We start from the raw sequence: 16437 nt of genomic DNA, 5'->3' as shown, positions 1-16437 counted from the left end.
ATGGGTAATAGCCTCGCTCCTACCCCACCGTGCTCGTCTTCTCGAACTCGTCCAGCTTGGCGATGGTGGCCGCGATGTTCTCCGCGAACATGGTGATAACCGCGCCTTGCGGGGCCGTTTTCAGAACGTGGTCGATGGCGTCGGGCTCCTTTTCGATGTAGGTGATTTTCAGGTCGGGCTTGTCGAGGCGCAGGCCGCGCTCCATGATTTCCTTGAGGAACTCCTTCGACTTGCCGCGCAGGTCGCGGTCCTGGCGCAGGATGACTTCATCGAAGATGCGGCCGGCGATGCGGGCGAAGCCCAGCGTGTCTTCGTCGCGGCGGTCGCCCAGGCCCGATACGATGCCGATTTTGCGGGTGGCCGGCGTGGCCTCCATGAACTCCGCAAATTTGGTGATGCCCGCCGTGTTGTGGGCGTAGTCTACCACCACGTCGAACTTGGGGAATTTGTAGACGTTCATGCGGCCCGGCGTTTTCGTGGCCGAGGGCACGAAGGTGCGCAGCGCGGTTTTGATGTCGTCGCTCTCAAAGCCCGCCAGGTAGCCGGCCAGCGCCGCCGCCAGGCAGTTTTCAATGTTGAAGCCCGCCCGCCCCTCAAACGTCACCGGAAACTCGGCGGCCCGGTCGATACGCAGCTTGTAGCTATTGCGGTAAATCGTGACATAGCCTTCCTCGTACACGGCCGCCACGCCGCCGGCCTCCACGTGCTCCAGAATGCGCGGGTTCTTTTCATCCATGCTGAACAGGGCCACGCGGCAATCCACGGTGCGGGCCATGGCATACACCAGGTCGTCGTCGGCATTGAGGACGGCCCAGCCGTTTTTGCGCACCGTGCGGGGCAGCACGCCCTTCACAGCCGCCATTTCCTCCACCGTGTAGATGTCACGCATGCCGAGGTGGTCGGCCGCTACGTTGGTTACCACCGCGATATCGCAGTTATGAAAGCCTAGGCCCGAGCGCAGCATGCCGCCGCGGGCCGTTTCGAGCACGGCGTAGTTCACCGTCGGGTCTTTCAGCACGAACTCGGCGCTTTGGCCGCCGGTGCAGTCGCCCTTTTGCAGCTGCACACCCTGGATGTAGATGCCGTCGGTAGTGGTGAAGCCCACTTTGTAGCCCTTGCTGGCCACCAGATGCGCGATGAGGCGCGTGGTGGTGGTTTTGCCGTTGGTGCCGGTCACGGCGATAATCGGAATGCGGGCCGTGCTGCCACGCGGAAACAACATGTCCACCACCGGGGCGGCCACGTTGCGCGGCAGGCCCTCAGCGGGCGAAATGTGCATCCGGAAGCCCGGCGCGGCATTCACCTCAATCACGGCACCCCGGCTTTCATTCAGCGGCACGGCGATATCCGTGGCCATCAAGTCAATTCCGCAGATGTCCAGACCCACGATGCCGGCCACGCGCTCAGCCAGCAGCACATTATAAGGGTGCATCTGGTCGGTCACGTCGGTGGCGGTGCCGCCGGTGCTGATGTTGGCCGTGCTTTTCAGGTATATTTCCTCGCCGGCCGGCAGTACTGACTTCAGACTCAGCTTGCGGGCCTTGAGGATATCCAGCGTGTGCTTGTCGGCCTTGATGCTGGTGAGCACCTTTTCGTGGCCAATCCCCCGGCGCGGGTCCTTGTTCACCTCATCAATGAGCTGCTGAATGGTGCTTTTACCGTTGCCCGTCACGGCGGCCGGCGTGCGCTTGGCAGCGGCAATGAGCTTGCCGTTCACCACCAACAGGCGGAAATCGAAGCCTTCGATGAACTGCTCCACAATAACCGCCCGCGAGTACACTTGCGCGGCTTTCAGGCCTTCGGCGGCATCCTTCCAGTTCATGATGCGGATGGTGGCGCCCTTGCCGTGGTTGCCGTCCAGCGGCTTGGTCACGATGGGGAAGCCCAGTTCATCAATGGCATCGCGCAGACCAGCCTCGGAGTACACCGTGGTACCGCGCGGCACGGGCACGCCCGCATCGTTGAGCATGGCCTTGGTGCGGTTCTTATTGCCAGCCACTTCCACGCCCGCATGCGAAGTCAGGCTGGTCGTAGTGGCCCAAATGCGTTTCTGATTTACCCCATAGCCCAACTGGATAATACTGGAATTCTTGAGTTGGATGTAAGGAATGTTGCGCGAAGCCGCCTCAGCCACGATGCTGTAGGTACTTGGCCCAAAAAATTCATCCTCCCGAATTTCGTGCAGCTCGGTGATAATGGGTTTCAAATCCACCTTTTCCTTCTTGCACACGGCTTCCACGATTTCCACGGCGGCCTCAGCGGCGCGGCGGCCAGCGCGCTCCTCCTGGTAGGCAAACACCACGTACTCCACCCCTTCCTCGTGCGCCGGGTAGCTCTTGCCCCAATACACGGGCATGGCGGCCTGCCGCTGCAGTTCCAGCGCCACGTGCTGGATGACGTAGCCCAGCGGCTCACCGTCATTCAGGGCCTCCAGGGTCAGGGGCTGGTGCTTGGCGGCCTGCTTGCCGCTCATGCCGCCCGGCTGCACGGTCCCGATATTCGGAAACAGCTTCATCAACCGCCCGGCAAAGCCCGGCACGGCATTCGACCACTGGCCGGCAAACTCCTGCAAATCAACTTTGGCAACAATGAGTTTGTGATGTTTAACAGACCAATAGCTCGGCCCGCGCATGGTGCGGAGGTCAACAATCTTCATAAGGGGATGGGGTGGTAAGAGACGGGGTTCAGGCGCAAGTACGGCCAATGGCCCAGCTTGGCTACGAAATGTAGGCATAATGTGCCCAAAACCCGCCGCGCGCCGCGCCGGGCACGAAAAAAGCCCCATCGGCCGGGTGGCAAATGGGGCTTTTTCGCAACAATAATCAGAGGTGACGGGCGGATTCGAACCGCCGTAGGAGGTTTTGCAGACCTCTACCTAGCCACTCGGTCACGTCACCAGTAGTGGTCTTTTGGGAGCGCAAAGGTAGGCAGCCAGTTTGGGCTGAGCAAGGTTTCGGCACAAAAAAAGCCCCGGCACGAATGCCGGGGCTCCTTTCTGCAACTAAGCTAGGCGGTTAGGCTTTGGCTTCGTCGTCTTTTTTGTCGGCAGCGTCGTCACCGGCAACCAGGCCTTTGGCCTTGTCCACCAGGTCACCGGCTACTTCCGAAGCTTTGTGGAAAGCCTCCGAGTGCGTCACGGCATCAACAGCGTCGGAAGCAGCGTGCTTCACGGTGTCGATAGCAGCAGCAGCAGCACCGCTGATGCTGGCCAGCAGACCACCTTCTTCAGCCGCGGGAGCAGCTTCGGCGGCGGGAGCTTCGGCTTTCTCAGCTTTCGGAGCGGCTTCGGCCTTAGGAGCCTTGGCAGCGGCGGCGAGCTTCTGCTCACCAGCCTTGCGCTCGTTGCCCATCATCTGGTCGCGCAGGGCGCTCAGAGCGTCGAGGTCGCCGAGGGTCGACTTCTCTTCCGTCTTCTTCAAGTCGCTGATTTTGCCTTCGCCCTGGGGTTCGCCAGCTTTCGCGTTGGTTTTCTTCTTGAACTTGTTGTTGCGGCTGTCGTCTTCAGCGGCGGCTTCCTTGTTGAATACAGCCGTGTGCGAGAGCACGATGCGGCGGTCATCCTTCGAGAACTCCGTTACGCGGAAGTCGAGCGACTCACCGTTTTCAGCGTTCGAGCCATCTTCCTTCACCAGCGATTTGGGGTAAGCGAAGCCCTCGATGCCGTAAGGCAATTCGAGTACCGCGCCACGCTCCGACTTCTCGGTGATGGTAGCCTTGTGAACCGAGCCGGGGGTGAACACCGTCTGGAAGGTATCCCAGGGGTTTTCTTCCAGCTGCTTGTGGCCCAAGGCCAGGCGGCGAGCGCCGAGGTCCAGCTCCAACACAACAACGTCCAGCTTGTCGCCCACCTTCACCATTTCCGATGGGTGCTTGATTTTCTTGGTCCAGCTCAGGTCCGATACGTGCACGAGGCCGTCTACACCCTCTTCCAGCTCAACGAACAGGCCGAAGTTGGTCAGGTTGCGCACGAGGCCGCTGTGCTTGGTGCCCACGGCGTACTTGTCGGCGAAATCGCCACGAGTCCACGGGTCTTCGGTCAGTTGCTTGATGCCAAGGCTCATCTTGCGGTCTTCGCGGTCGAGCGTCAGAATCTGCGCTTCTACCGTGTCGCCCTGCTTGATGAAGTCCTGCGGGTTGCGCAGGTGCTGGCTCCAGCTCATTTCCGAAACGTGGATGAGGCCTTCCACACCGGGTACCACTTCCATGAAAGCGCCGTAGTCGGCCACGTTCACGATGCGACCCGATACTTTCGAACCCGGCTGCAGGTCGGCCGGCAGCGAATCCCACGGGTGGGGCGTCAGCTGCTTCAGACCGAGGCTGATACGCTTCTTGGCTTCGTCGAAGTCCAGAACCACGATGTTCAGTTTCTGGTCCAGGGTCAGCACTTCGCTCGGGTGAGCGATGCGGCCCCACGAGATGTCCGTGATGTGCAGCAGACCGTCGACACCGCCGAGGTCGATGAACACGCCGAAATTGGTCATGTTCTTGATGTTGCCTTCCAGAATCTGACCTTTCTCAAGGTTGTTCAGGATAGCCTCACGCTGCTTCTCGAGGTCTTTCTCGATGAGTACTTTGTGCGAAACCACCACGTTGTCGAAAGCGGAGTTGATTTTCACAACTTTCACTTCCATACGACGGCCAACATAAATGTCGAAGTCGCGGATGGGCTTCACGTCGATTTGCGAGCCGGGCAGGAAGGCTTCCACGCCGTCGAGCTCCATGATGAGGCCGCCTTTGGTACGACGCTTCACTACACCTTCGAGGATGGTATCCAGCTCGAGGGCATCGTAAATGGCCTTCCAGGCCTGCTTGATTTTAGCTTTCTTACGGCTCAGGATGAGCTGGCCGTTGATGTCTTCCTGGTCTTCGATGAACACCTCAACCTCGTCACCGATTTTCAGGTCGGGCAGGTCGCGGAATTCGGTGATGGACACAAGGCCATCGGATTTGAAGCCGATGTTCAGGATTACGTCGCGGTCGGTGATGCCAACTACGGTACCCTTCACTACTTCTTCCTCCTGTACGGTCGTCAGCGTGTCGCCGTACATTTTCTCCATCTCAGCACGCTGGTCCGAAGAATAGTTACCGCCGAAGCCAGTGGCTCCAACGTTGTCCCAATCAAAATCATCAATCAATTCTGCCATAATAGCTTTTGGGTACCTCTTAGATAAACGAGAAGGCCGGTACCCGGGCCAATTCGCGGTTCTTATTGAACACCTTGCCGTTGTGCAGCAAGGCCCGCCACCCTGGCGGGGCCGCAAAGGTACGGGTTTTCAGGTGGTTTTCCGAATGCTAAAGGCAGGTTCTTTACTTGCCAATCTCCTCATTCAGAAAGGCTGACTTGATTTGGATGCTATTGCGCACAGCAGCTACCGTTTCTCTGAATTCCCGGCTGTCTTTGCCTTTAAAGAAAACCCGCACTTTACGGTTAGGCCCGAAATAGCTGATTGATTTACAATAGTACACAGGGCCTTTTTCATCCGTCTTCCCTTTGTAGCTGATTTCTATTGTTTTGTTTTCCAGTGAGACAACTATTTCCTCATCTGTAGCAGAAGGGTTTTTCTGTTTTAAGACCTGAGATTCTGCCTTCACATCTGGCTTAAAGGCAATGGAACGATTGAAGCTCCCTGGTTGGATTTCTGAGCCAACGATACAAAAGTTTCTCTCGGGAGGAGTTATATGTATTTGCACCAAAGAATCTTCTCCAAAATAGTCACTTGCTTCGCTATAGGAGCATCCGCTGCAATCAGAAGTCCATCCGTGAATTATCTGGTGATTTGCCCATTCAGATGGAATTGAGAAGCTCACATTTCCTCCCAATGCTATAGCATGCTTAAGCACTGGAGAAGGCTGGGCACATCCTGTGACCATCAAGCAAAAGCAGCAAGTTTTGAATATTATCCCTTTCATATCAGATTTTTTGTATGACGGAACAGGTATGGTAAAGTCGTTGTGACCTGCACAGTTTATTGCAATAACCCACAATCTTAGCACAAGGCCGCAAAACCTCTCACTGTGCCCCGCCCGTAAGGAGGATGTATCAATTCATCTAAAACTCCTTTCACAAATGGCTCATATCAAAGCAGGCAACGACGCAGCCGGGCATCCGGTCCAGATTTTTTACGAAGACTGGGGCCAGGGCGCGCCGGTAGTGCTCATCCACGGATGGCCGCTCGACCATACCATGTGGGAGCATCAGGCGGTGGCGCTGGCCAAGGCCGGCAAGCGTGTGATTGCCTACGACCGGCGCGGTTTCGGCCGCTCGTCGCGTCCTTGGGGCGGCTATGACTACGACACGCTGGCCTCGGACCTGAACGCGCTGCTGACCGAACTCGACCTGACCGGCGTGACGCTGGTGGGCTTCTCGATGGGTGGCGGCGAAATTGCCCGCTACATCGGCAACTACGGACAGGCGCGGGTGGCTAAGGCGGTATTTGTGAGCGCCGTGACGCCCTACATGCTGCAAACCGGTGACAACCCCGACGGCGTACCGCAGAAAGTATTCGACGGTATGCACGAGGGCATTGCCAAAGACCGGTTTGCCTTCTTGGAAGGCTTTGCCAAGGACTTCTACGGCCAGAGCCTCATCAGTCACCCCGTGAGCCAGGCGGTGCTGAACTGGAACCAGACAGTGACCACACTAGCCGCACCTAACGCCACGGACGACTGCGTGACCTCGTTCTCAGGCACGGACTTCCGCGATGATTTGAAAAAGATAACCGTGCCTACGCTCGTGATTCACGGTGATAAGGACCAGACGGTGCCGTTCCCGGTAAGCGGCGAACGCACCGCCAAAATGGTAGCTGGCGCTGAGCTGAAGGTGTACGAAGGCGCGCCGCATGGCTTGTTCTTCACCGAGAAGGATAAGCTGACTGCTGACTTGCTGGCATTTATTGGCAAGTAAACGGCTTTCAGAAGCATGAAAAAGGCCCCGATGCAATTGCGTCGGGGCCTTTTTCATACTTCTGTTATCGTTCAACGACGAGACGCTAATATGCGTCTCTACGCGGCGCGGCCCATCTGGCGGAGGAAGCCGACGTGCGAGGCAATGGCGGTGCGGGTACGGGCGTAGTTGTTGTACGTCACATCGAACTCGATGCATACCTGTTGCACGATTTTGCTGATGGCGGGGTAGTGTACGTGCGAGATTTTCGGGAACAGATGGTGCTCTATCTGGAAGTTGAGGCCGCCTACCAACCAGCTAACCAATTTGTTATCGGTAGCGAAGTTCGCCGTGGTGCGTACTTGGTGGATGGCCCACTCGTCTTCGAGCTTGTGGGTAGTGGGGCACGGCACTGGAAAGGCGGCATCTTCCACGGTGTGGGCCAACTGGAACACCATGCTCAGGACGAGGCCGGCTACGGCGGTGCTCAGCATGAAGCCGGCGAACCACGGCAGGAAGCCAACCATGTAGATGGGCAGGGCCACGTAGAGCAAGAGGTTCAGCACTTTAAAGCCCCAGAAACTGACGTGCTCGCCGGTGTTCATGGGCTTGAGGCCGATGGCGCCGATTTGGCGGGAGAAATACTTCTGGTAGTCCATGGCGAAAATCCAGGACGTGTAGAGCATGCAGTAGAGCGCCCAGAAGTAGAAGTGCTGGTACTTGTGCAGCGGGTGCTTGGGCTGGTCGGGCGTCATGCGCATCCAGGGCTGGATGTTGATGTCGTCGTCGTGTCCCTCGATGTTGGTGTAGGTGTGGTGGATGAGGTTGTGCTTGGAGTTCCACATGTAGGGGCTGCCACCGAGCACGCCGAGCGTGTAAGCGGCCAGCTTGTTCATCCACGGGAAGCGTGAGAAGCTGCCGTGGGCACCGTCGTGCATTACATTGAAGCCGATGGCGGCGATGACGCAGCCAAGCAGGGCGCATTCTAGCAGAGCCCAGCCGGTGGCGGGCGTGAAGAATACGAGGTGGACGTAGAGTGCCACCATCAGGCCAACCAGAAATATTGCTTTGAACAAGAGACTGGCATTACCCGTCATTGGCCGGCCGGATTCTTCAAAGTATTGATTTATCCGGGTTTTCAACTCGGTGTGAAATGAACGAGTTGCGGCGAATTTGGGTAAGGCCATGGGCACGAATTGGGGAAGATGAAGTACAAATGTACTTCGCTCCAACGCGGCACGGCCGAACTTAGTTTAGATACGCGTGCCAGTTCTGGTCGATGGTGCCCGCCGAGAGGCGCAGGAAACCCGCCAGGGTCGGCTTTTTGGGCTGCTGCCGGATGATTAAACCCGCTTCATTGGGTGTGTGGTGGCCTTTGGCGTGGTTGCAGCGGGCGCAGGCCGTGAGCAGGTTGGTCCACGAAGATTCTCCGCCCCGGGAGCGGGGCACGACGTGGTCGAGCGTGAGATTTTTAGTCGAGCCGCAGTATTGGCACTCGAAATGGTCGCGCTTGAAGATGTTGTGGCGGCTCAGGGCAATGCCTTTGTAGGGCACGCGCACGTAGCGCTGCAAGCGGATGATGCTTGGCTTGGGGTAGGCCTGCGAAATCGTTCGAAGGGTGCCGTCGGACTTGGCTACCATCTCGGCTTTGTCGAGAAACAGGAGCACAAACGCCTTTTGCACGCTGCACAGGGTGATGGCGGTATAGTCGCCATTCAGCACTAACACTTTTTGGTCCATACACGCGTTGGGTTTCGGATAACCCGCCGAAAGCTAGCGGTTTCCGACCAGATAAACAAGCGTGTTGGGGTTAAGTTCAGCGGGGAATCAGGGACGAAGCAAGAACGTCATGCAGAGCGCAGCGAAGCATCTTGTCTGCCACTAGTAATCCAATCGAAGGTTTACTGGTGGCGGGCAAGATGCTTCGCTGCGCTCTGCATGACGTTCTTCTTACTCTTAATTTCCTCCCTCCTACTCCGGTAGCAGGCGCTTTATCAAGCGCAGTTTGTGCGAATACTTTTGCCGGTCGCGGTTGTAGATGCCGTTGTGGTCGAGCGGGTCGAGGCGGACTTCGCCGTGGGCGTGCAGAATCTGGCCTTCGTCCATCACCATGCCGACGTGCACGATGCGGCCTTCGGCGTTGTCAAAGAAGGCGAGGTCGCCGAATTTGGCCTGGGCTACGAAGTGCACGGGGCGGCCGTGGTCGATTTGTTGGCGGGCATCGCGCGGGAGCTGGATGCCGACTAGGCCGTAGAGCTGCTGGCAGAGGCCAGAGCAGTCGAGGCCGAAGATGCTTTTGCCGCCCCACACGTAGGGCGCTTTCAGGTGGAGCAGGCCCACTTTGCGCAGCAGCAGGGCCTGGCGGGCGGCATCGGGGGCGGCGGTGGGGTTGGTGGCGGTGCCGTTGTAGAAGTAGTTGCGCTCGCCGATGCGCACGTTCATGCCATCGAAAAATGGCAGCCGGCAGCCCAGCGTGAGCGGGATTTTGGTGGTGGCGTCGCTCACGGCCTGCACCACGTCGAGGGCACGAGGGTGGTCCTGGGCACGCCAGGCGGCGTAGTACTCGGGCGAAACGGGCGTGTGCTGCTTGAAATCAATCCAGCCCACGTAGTCGTCGGCCGCGAGCTGGACTTGCAGCCAGCTTTCCTGCTTCACCAGAATGTGGTAGCACTCGCCGAAAAGCAGCTGGGTGACGAGCTCGGCCCGGTCGTTGGGCTCGGCGCGGACGGGGACGGCGCTAAGCGCGCAGATGCCGGGATTCAAAGGAGTGACGGGGTGAGGGAGTGACTGAGTAATGAGCGACTGAGTGCCAGAGCAACTGAGTGATTTGATGCAAAGAAAGGCAGGACATTATACATACGCCCTCTTTTCACTCAGTCACTCTGCCGCTCAGTCACTCGCTTAAAAGCGTTCCATGTCGCGCTTCTGGGCTTTTTCCTTCAGGTCGTTGCGCTTGTCGTAGAGCTTTTTGCCTTGGGCAAGGGCGATTTCGATTTTGGCGAAGCCGCGGTCCGTCACGAACAGGCGCAGGGGGATGATGGTGAGGCCCTGGTCGACGCTCTTGCCAGCCAGCTGCTTCAGCTCGCGCTTGTTGAGCAGGAGCTTGCGGGCGCGCATGGCGTCGTGGTTGTTGTAAGTACCTAAGGAATAAGGCGCGATGCGGATGCTGTGAATCCAGAGGTCGCCTTTGTGGTCGAAGGTGCAGTAGCCATCGGTAAGGTTTACGTTGCCTTCGCGGATGCTTTTTATTTCGGTGCCTTGCAACATCACGCCCGCGTCATACTTGGCCAGAAAGGTGTATTCGTGGCTGGCGCGGCGGTTTTTGATGTTGATGATGACAGGTTTATCGTCTTTGGCCATGATGGTAATGGGTTGTAGCACCTGCTTTAGCCGGTGCTTTGCTCTGGCGGGCACAAGCTGAAGCCAGTGCTACATCGCCGCGAACGGGGCGCGAAGCTACGCCTACGTGAGCTTCAGGCGCGGGTTGGGGCTGCTGAGCTGGGTGGCAAAATCACCGGCTTCGAACTGGAAATGCGCGGTCATGGCCACCATAGCGGCGTTATCGGTGCAAAAGGCGAAGTCCGGGATGAACACCTGCCAGCCTTGCGCCACCGCTTCGGCCTCCAGGGCGGTGCGCAGGCCGGAGTTGGCGGCCACGCCGCCGGCCAGGGCCACCTGGGTCAGGCCAGTATCGGCGGCGGCGCGGCGGAGCTGGCGCAGCAGCGTGGCCACAATGGTGTGCTGAATGCTGGCGCAGAGGTCGGGGAGGTTTTCGGCCACGAAATCGGGGTTGGCCGCCACTTCCTTTTTCAGGAAATACATCACCGAGGTTTTCAGGCCGCTGAAGGAGAAATCGTAGCCGGGCATGGCCCCTACCGGGAAGGCGAAACGCAGCGGGTTGCCCTGGCGGGCCAGCTTATCGAGGTGCGGGCCGCCGGGGTACGGCAGGCCGAGCAGCTTGGCGGTTTTATCAAAAGCTTCGCCCGCAGCGTCGTCGATGGTTTGGCCAATGACGTCCATTTCCAGGGCCGAGGTCACCACCACCAACTGCGTGTGACCGCCGCTCACGGTGAGGCAGAGGAAGGGAAATTCGGGCTTGGGGTCACGCAGGAAATGGGCCAGGATATGGGCGCGCATGTGGTTCACGGCCAGCAGCGGCTTGTCCAACGCCAGCGCCAGGGTCTTGGCAAACATGCCGCCTACTAATAAGGAGCCGAGCAGGCCGGGCCCCTGGGTGACTGCCACGGCGTCGAGGTCGGCTTTGGTGATGCCGGCTTCACGGAGGGCGGCCGTGACGACGGGCAGCAGATGCTGCTGGTGGGCGCGCGAGGCCAGCTCGGGCACCACGCCGCCGTACTGCTCGTGGACTTTCTGGGTGGCCACGACGTTACTCAGCAGCTGGCCGCCGGCCAGGACGGCCGCGCCGGTGTCGTCGCATGACGACTCGATGGCGAGGATGATGGGATGAGCGAGCATGGATTAAATTCGGAGTAGCTAATGGCGAAAACGAGCACGGCGCGGCAAAAAACCAACCGCTTCGGAGAGCCGGCTTGGGGTATTGCGCCGGCAAAGTTCGGCCGAAGGAGTTGAACCCCGACCCGGCATTGGCCGTTCCCTTGGCGTGATAGTTGTGTTTTCGCCGACGTTCGGTTGGCTGCAACGACTAAAAAGCCGCAACTTTGCGGATTAACCCGCGATTCTCGCATTCACATCTCTCTGGTCCGGTGCGTCGTTTCTTCGCCATTCTGCTAAAAATACTGCTGGGCCTCGTGCTGCTGGTGGTATTGGCTGTAGTGGGGGCCTTGGTGGCGTTGCGGATTCCGAGCGTGCAAACGCGGCTGGCCCACGAGGCGGCCGACATGCTGACGAAGAAGTTAGGGCAGCAGGTTACCATCGGCTCGGTCGATATTCGGCCGTTTTCGCGGGTGCTGCTCGATGCGGTGAGCGTGAAGGACCGGCGCGGCGGCGAGCTGTTCAGCATTGGGCGGGCGGATGCGGATATTTCGCTGTTTTCGGTGTTCGACCCGCGCCATTTGCACATCGCCAAACTCACGCTCAATGAACCGCGCTTTGAGCTAAAAAACCTGCCCGGCCAGCCTGACTCCACCACTTTCAGTCAGTTTATGACGGCGGTAAAGCGGTTGATTGGCCCTTCGAAGGATACGGCTAAGTCGGCTCCATTCGATTTTCAGATTGCCGCCGTGGCGCTGCGCAATGGGCATTTCGCCATCGAGAAAAGCGACATGCCCCACGCCAAAACCTACGGCCAGAGCATTGACTACGACCACCTTTTAGTCGATAGCATCTACGCCGACATCTCCAAAATCCGGCTCGAAGACACGTTGCGGATGCGCATCAGCCAGCTGCACGCCGTGGAAACGCCCTCCCGGACGCCGCTCCGCGAAATCACGGCGGACATGACGTATGGGCCGCATTTCTGGGAGTTTAAGGATTTGAGCCTGCGCGTGGGCCGCAGCCAGATTAAGGATTATGTGCGGTTTGAGTTTCGGGTTTTCGGCAACTTCACCGATTACAATGACTCGATGAAGACCATTGCGCACCTGCGCAATTCGAAGGTTTACTCGGATGACATTGCCAAGTTTGCGCCGCAGCTGAGCGAAATGCACGAGTCGGTGGCCATTTCGGGCGATGCTACGGGCTACGTGCGCGATTTCAAGGTGAATAACCTGGACGTGCGCTATGGTACCGGCACCCACATTGTGGCCAAGCGCGCCCACGCCGACGGGCTGCCTAACTATAAGGAGAGCTTTATTGACCTGCGCCTGCTGCCTTCGGTGGTGGTGGCTAATGATTTGAAGAAGTGGCTGCCAGCGGCGGCCAATAAGATTGTGCAGCGCCTGGGCACGGTGAAATTGCAGGGCCAGGTACTAGGTTTTTATAACGACTTCGTGGCCAATGCGTCGTTCGACACGGCACTAGGCTTTGTGGCAACGGACGTAAACCTCAAGACCAAAACCGACCTCACACACGCCACTTATGAGGGCACGGTGCGGTCTAATGCTTTTCAACTGGGCAAGTTTCTGGGCGATGAGAGCATTATTCGGGATGTGACGCTGAACGGGAAGGTATCGGGAGTAGGCTTTTTGCCGCCCTTTGCGCGGGGGCAGGCCGCGCTCACGGTGCCGGCCATCTGGCTGAACGGCTACCGTTACCACAACATCACGCTCAGCGGCGATTTCCACCAGCAGGCTTTCAATGGCCATATTACGGTGATGGACCCGGCTGTGACCCTCGTGGCCGACGGCCATGTGGACCTCGACCGCGAGCATCAGGATGTGGACATCAAAACCAAAATCGACCACGCCAACCTGCGCACGCTGGGCCTGATGAGCCAGCCGCTGACCGTGGCCACCACCGCCGACGTGAAATTTAAGGGCGTGCAGCTCGACTCGCTCATCGGCCACGCCTACCTGCGCCACTCGCGCTTTGCGCTGGAAGGCCGCAAGCTCAACCTCGACACGCTGGACGTGGTGAGCACCCGCAACCGCCTGAATCAGCGCCGGGTAACGCTGCGCTCCGAAGCGCTGAATGCCAGCCTGGCCGGCACCTTCAACACCTCCGATGTGGTGCGCGACGTGCAGACGCTCATCGCCGAATACCGGCTCAATTTTGAGAGTAATGCGGCGGCCACAGCCGACTACTACCGCCGCAAACGCCAGCGCACTTTGCCGGTGTATCAGGTTGATTTGCTCCTGAATCTAAAAAAGGCTAATCCGGTACTGACGCTGTTTGTGCCCGATTTGCGGGTGGCCGACGGAAGCCGCATCGACGGCTCGTTCCGGAACGGGGCCACGTCGATTTTCCAGCTCGGCGGCCACCTCGACAGTCTGCGATACGGCCCGGTACAAACGGTGAACGACAACTTCGACTTCCTTACCTCGAAGCTGCCTTACAAGCCCGATATCCTGGCCCAGGCCAGCATCACGAGCGACCGGCAGGTGCTGCCGGGGCTGGGGCGCACCGAAAAATTCATCGTGGAAGGCGTGTGGGACCAGCAGCGCATCAACTTTTCGACCTCGCTGGCCCAGACGGGCACTACCAATAAGGCTACCATCAACGGCTCGCTGGGCTTCCTTGCCCGGGCGGTGGAGGTGATTTTCCGGAAATCGGATGTCCATTTGCTGGATAAGGACTGGACCATTGCGGAGAATAACTCGGTGCGTATCTCCAACTACGGCAAGGAATTCGACATTAAAAACCTGACATTCAGCAATGGGGAACAGTTTGTGGGGGCGCAGGGCTTTATCTCGCCCGATGCCAATCAGCCACCCTTGCAGCTGCAAATCAAGGACTTTGAGTTGGCCACGCTCAAAACGCTGACTGGCCAGAACCTGGCGGGCCGCGTGAACGCGCAGGGCACCGTGAGCGGCGTGTATGGCCCGCTGGCCATCAGCACGACGCTGGGCGTGGACTCGCTGAAATACGATGGCACGCTGATTGGGCAGGTGGCCGGACGTGGCGACTGGGACAACGCCGCCGGCAAGCTGCGCGTGAACATGGACGTGGCCCGCGCCGGCCAGTCGGTGCTGACCGTGCTGGGCGACATCGCGCCGAAGGACCAGACCAACCAGTTCAATCTTACCGGCACGCTCAATGATGCGCCCATTGTGCTGGCGCAGCCCTTTTTGGGGTCGCTATTTAAGAATCTGGGTGGCACCGGGCGGGGCGAGCTGCGCCTGACGGGCCTGTTTGGCGCGCCGAATCTGCTTGGGCATGTTGACGTGAGCAACGGCCGCCTCACCTTCGGCTACCTGGGCACGACCTACACATTTGCCGACCGCATCAGCTTCACCAATAAGTCGATAGAGTTCCGCAACATCAAGCTGCGCGACGTACTGGGTAATACCGGCACTGTGGACGGCATCGTTACGCACCATGGCTTTAAGGACATGAGCCTGGACATCGCGGCCAACTTCCGGAAGATGCAGGTGCTCAACACCACACGCAAGGACAACGAGCTGTATTTCGGCACGGCCTACGCCACCGGCACTGCCCGCGTGACCGGCCCCACCGACGACCTGGACGTGACCGTACGCGCCAGTAGCGAGGCCGGTACCCGCGTCTCGCTGCCCCTTGATAACGCCGCGAAGGCCGAGAAGGCCGGCTACATCAAGTTCGTGAACAACAACCCGGTGGGCGATACCGTCATCACGAAAAAAGCCGTGGTGGTGGCCGCGCAGGACAAAGTGGATTTGTCTGGCATCAAGCTCAATATGAACCTGACCATCACGCCGGAAGCCTACGTGGAGATTTTGCTGGATGAAAGCACGGGGGATGTGATTCGCGGCTCGGCGGCCGGGCAGCTGCGCATGGCCATTGACACGCGCGGCGAATTTAATATGTACGGGCAGGTGGAAATTGTGCGGGGCGCGTACAACTTCACGCTGCAAGGCCTGATTAACAAGGAGTTTGTAGTACGGCCCGGCGGCATTATTTCCTGGAACGGCGACCCGCTGGCCGGCGAAATGAACGTAACAGCGACGTATACGCAGCGCACTTCGCTGGCTCCGGTGTTGGGCTCGGGCTCGTCGGGCAGCGTGGCCGTGGTGCCTGTGACGGCCGTGATGAACCTGACCGGGCCGCTGCTGCTGCCGGCCATCAAGCTCAACCTAGAATTCAACGACACGCCGGGCACGCTTCAGGGCGATTTGGCGGCCTTCACTACCTCGCTACGCAATGATGAGCAGGAACTCAACCGGCAGGTTTTCAGCCTACTGGTGTTTAAGCAACTTTCGCCGCCGGGCTCGTTCGGCAACACCATTTCCATTCGGGGGCAGGATAATACGGCCTTCAAAAGCCTGGGCCAGGTGCTGAGTACCCAGCTCGGCCTGCTCACCTCGCAAATCGACCAGAACCTGGAAATTGATTTCAACATCAACGGCATTACCGCCGAGCAGTTGCAAGCGCTACAGGTGCGCCTCAGCTACTCGTTCCTGAACGGCCGCCTACGCGTGACGCGGGAGGGCGGCTTCACCAGCAATTCTAACCTGGTAAACAGCACAACGCCTGGCGGTTCTACCACACCTATCAGCACCGGCAATACCGCCGGCCAAGCCTCCCTGCTCGGCGACCTCAGCCTGGAGTATTACCTGCGGGCCGACGGCAAGTTCCGGGCAAAGCTGCGCTATGAGACCACCCCGCGCGACCTGGAAACCATCAACCAGCCCCGGGCGGGCCTGTCGCTGCTGCACACCGAGCAGTTTAATACCTTCGGCGAGCTGTTCACGCGCAAAAACCCGAAGAAGAAGGAGCGCAACACTCAGAAAGCCCGCGAAGGCAAAGAGGTGATGACCGTGGACGACGACCCACGCACGAACCTGTAGGTAGTAAAGTACCGGTCAACTCCCCTCCTTAGCCAAGGAGGGGAGTTTTTGCGCAGCACAAACGGGGGTGGTTGGATTCGTTGAACGACACCCGCACCTGGATTGCCGCCGCGCAGCACCTCCTGTTCGGGTGTTGTTCAACGAATTCAACCACCCCAGCCAAAGGCATCCCCTCCTTAGCTAAGGAGGGGAGTTGTCGTTCTACTAGCC

At 58.9% G+C, this 16437-nt stretch carries 10 protein-coding genes and 1 tRNA gene; 2 read left to right on the top strand and 9 right to left on the bottom strand.

All coding sequences use genetic code 11. The annotated features are described in order from the left end of the window. Positions 1-19 precede the first annotated feature (19 nt). The 4 genes from cphA to AAFH49_RS05700 form a co-directional block, all read right to left on the bottom strand. Positions 20-2656: a cyanophycin synthetase gene (gene cphA, locus AAFH49_RS05715; protein ID WP_342296542.1), complete on the bottom strand. Its 2637-nt coding sequence runs from the start codon at positions 2654-2656 to the stop codon at positions 20-22. A 170-nt stretch (positions 2657-2826) separates the two neighbouring features. Beyond that, positions 2827-2897 (bottom strand) — tRNA-Cys (locus tag AAFH49_RS05710). A 117-nt stretch (positions 2898-3014) separates the two neighbouring features. Beyond that, positions 3015-5144, bottom strand: a complete 2130-nt coding sequence (rpsA, locus tag AAFH49_RS05705; RefSeq protein ID WP_342296541.1) for a 30S ribosomal protein S1 — start codon at positions 5142-5144, stop codon at positions 3015-3017. A gap of 163 nt (positions 5145-5307) precedes the next feature. Further along, positions 5308-5841: a hypothetical protein gene (locus AAFH49_RS05700; protein WP_342296540.1), complete on the bottom strand. Its 534-nt coding sequence runs from the start codon at positions 5839-5841 to the stop codon at positions 5308-5310. A 226-nt stretch (positions 5842-6067) separates the two neighbouring features. Between AAFH49_RS05700 and AAFH49_RS05695 the strand changes: the two genes are divergently transcribed. After that, positions 6068-6904, top strand: coding sequence for an alpha/beta fold hydrolase (locus AAFH49_RS05695; protein WP_342296539.1), 837 nt, complete (start codon positions 6068-6070; stop codon positions 6902-6904). A 98-nt stretch (positions 6905-7002) separates the two neighbouring features. Here the strand turns inward: AAFH49_RS05695 and AAFH49_RS05690 are convergent, their stop codons facing one another. The 5 genes from AAFH49_RS05690 to tsaD form a co-directional block, all read right to left on the bottom strand. Then, positions 7003-8070, bottom strand: a complete 1068-nt coding sequence (locus tag AAFH49_RS05690) for a fatty acid desaturase family protein (protein ID WP_342296538.1) — start codon at positions 8068-8070, stop codon at positions 7003-7005. Positions 8071-8131: 61 nt separating this feature from the next. Next, entirely contained in the window at positions 8132-8623 is a 492-nt protein-coding gene (locus tag AAFH49_RS05685; protein WP_342296537.1) for an HNH endonuclease, read from the bottom strand. A gap of 231 nt (positions 8624-8854) precedes the next feature. Next, positions 8855-9646, bottom strand: a complete 792-nt coding sequence (locus tag AAFH49_RS05680) for a C40 family peptidase (protein ID WP_342296536.1) — start codon at positions 9644-9646, stop codon at positions 8855-8857. Positions 9647-9784: 138 nt separating this feature from the next. Continuing rightward, positions 9785-10243, bottom strand: a complete 459-nt coding sequence (gene smpB / locus AAFH49_RS05675; protein ID WP_342296535.1) for an SsrA-binding protein SmpB — start codon at positions 10241-10243, stop codon at positions 9785-9787. 102 nt (positions 10244-10345) lie between these two features. Further along, positions 10346-11359 (bottom strand): tRNA (adenosine(37)-N6)-threonylcarbamoyltransferase complex transferase subunit TsaD, encoded by a 1014-nt coding sequence (gene tsaD, locus AAFH49_RS05670; RefSeq protein ID WP_342296534.1) that lies wholly within the window; start codon positions 11357-11359, stop codon positions 10346-10348. 248 nt (positions 11360-11607) lie between these two features. On the opposite strand from tsaD, the gene AAFH49_RS05665 reads away from it, so the two are divergent. Next, positions 11608-16227, top strand: a complete 4620-nt coding sequence (locus tag AAFH49_RS05665; RefSeq protein ID WP_342296533.1) for a translocation/assembly module TamB domain-containing protein — start codon at positions 11608-11610, stop codon at positions 16225-16227. Positions 16228-16437: the final 210 nt, after the last annotated feature.

Origin of the sequence: Hymenobacter segetis (genome assembly GCF_038448715.1) — a bacterium.
Classification (GTDB): Bacteria; Bacteroidota; Bacteroidia; order Cytophagales; family Hymenobacteraceae; genus Hymenobacter; species Hymenobacter segetis.
This window is presented reverse-complemented; position numbering and strand designations above follow the sequence as displayed.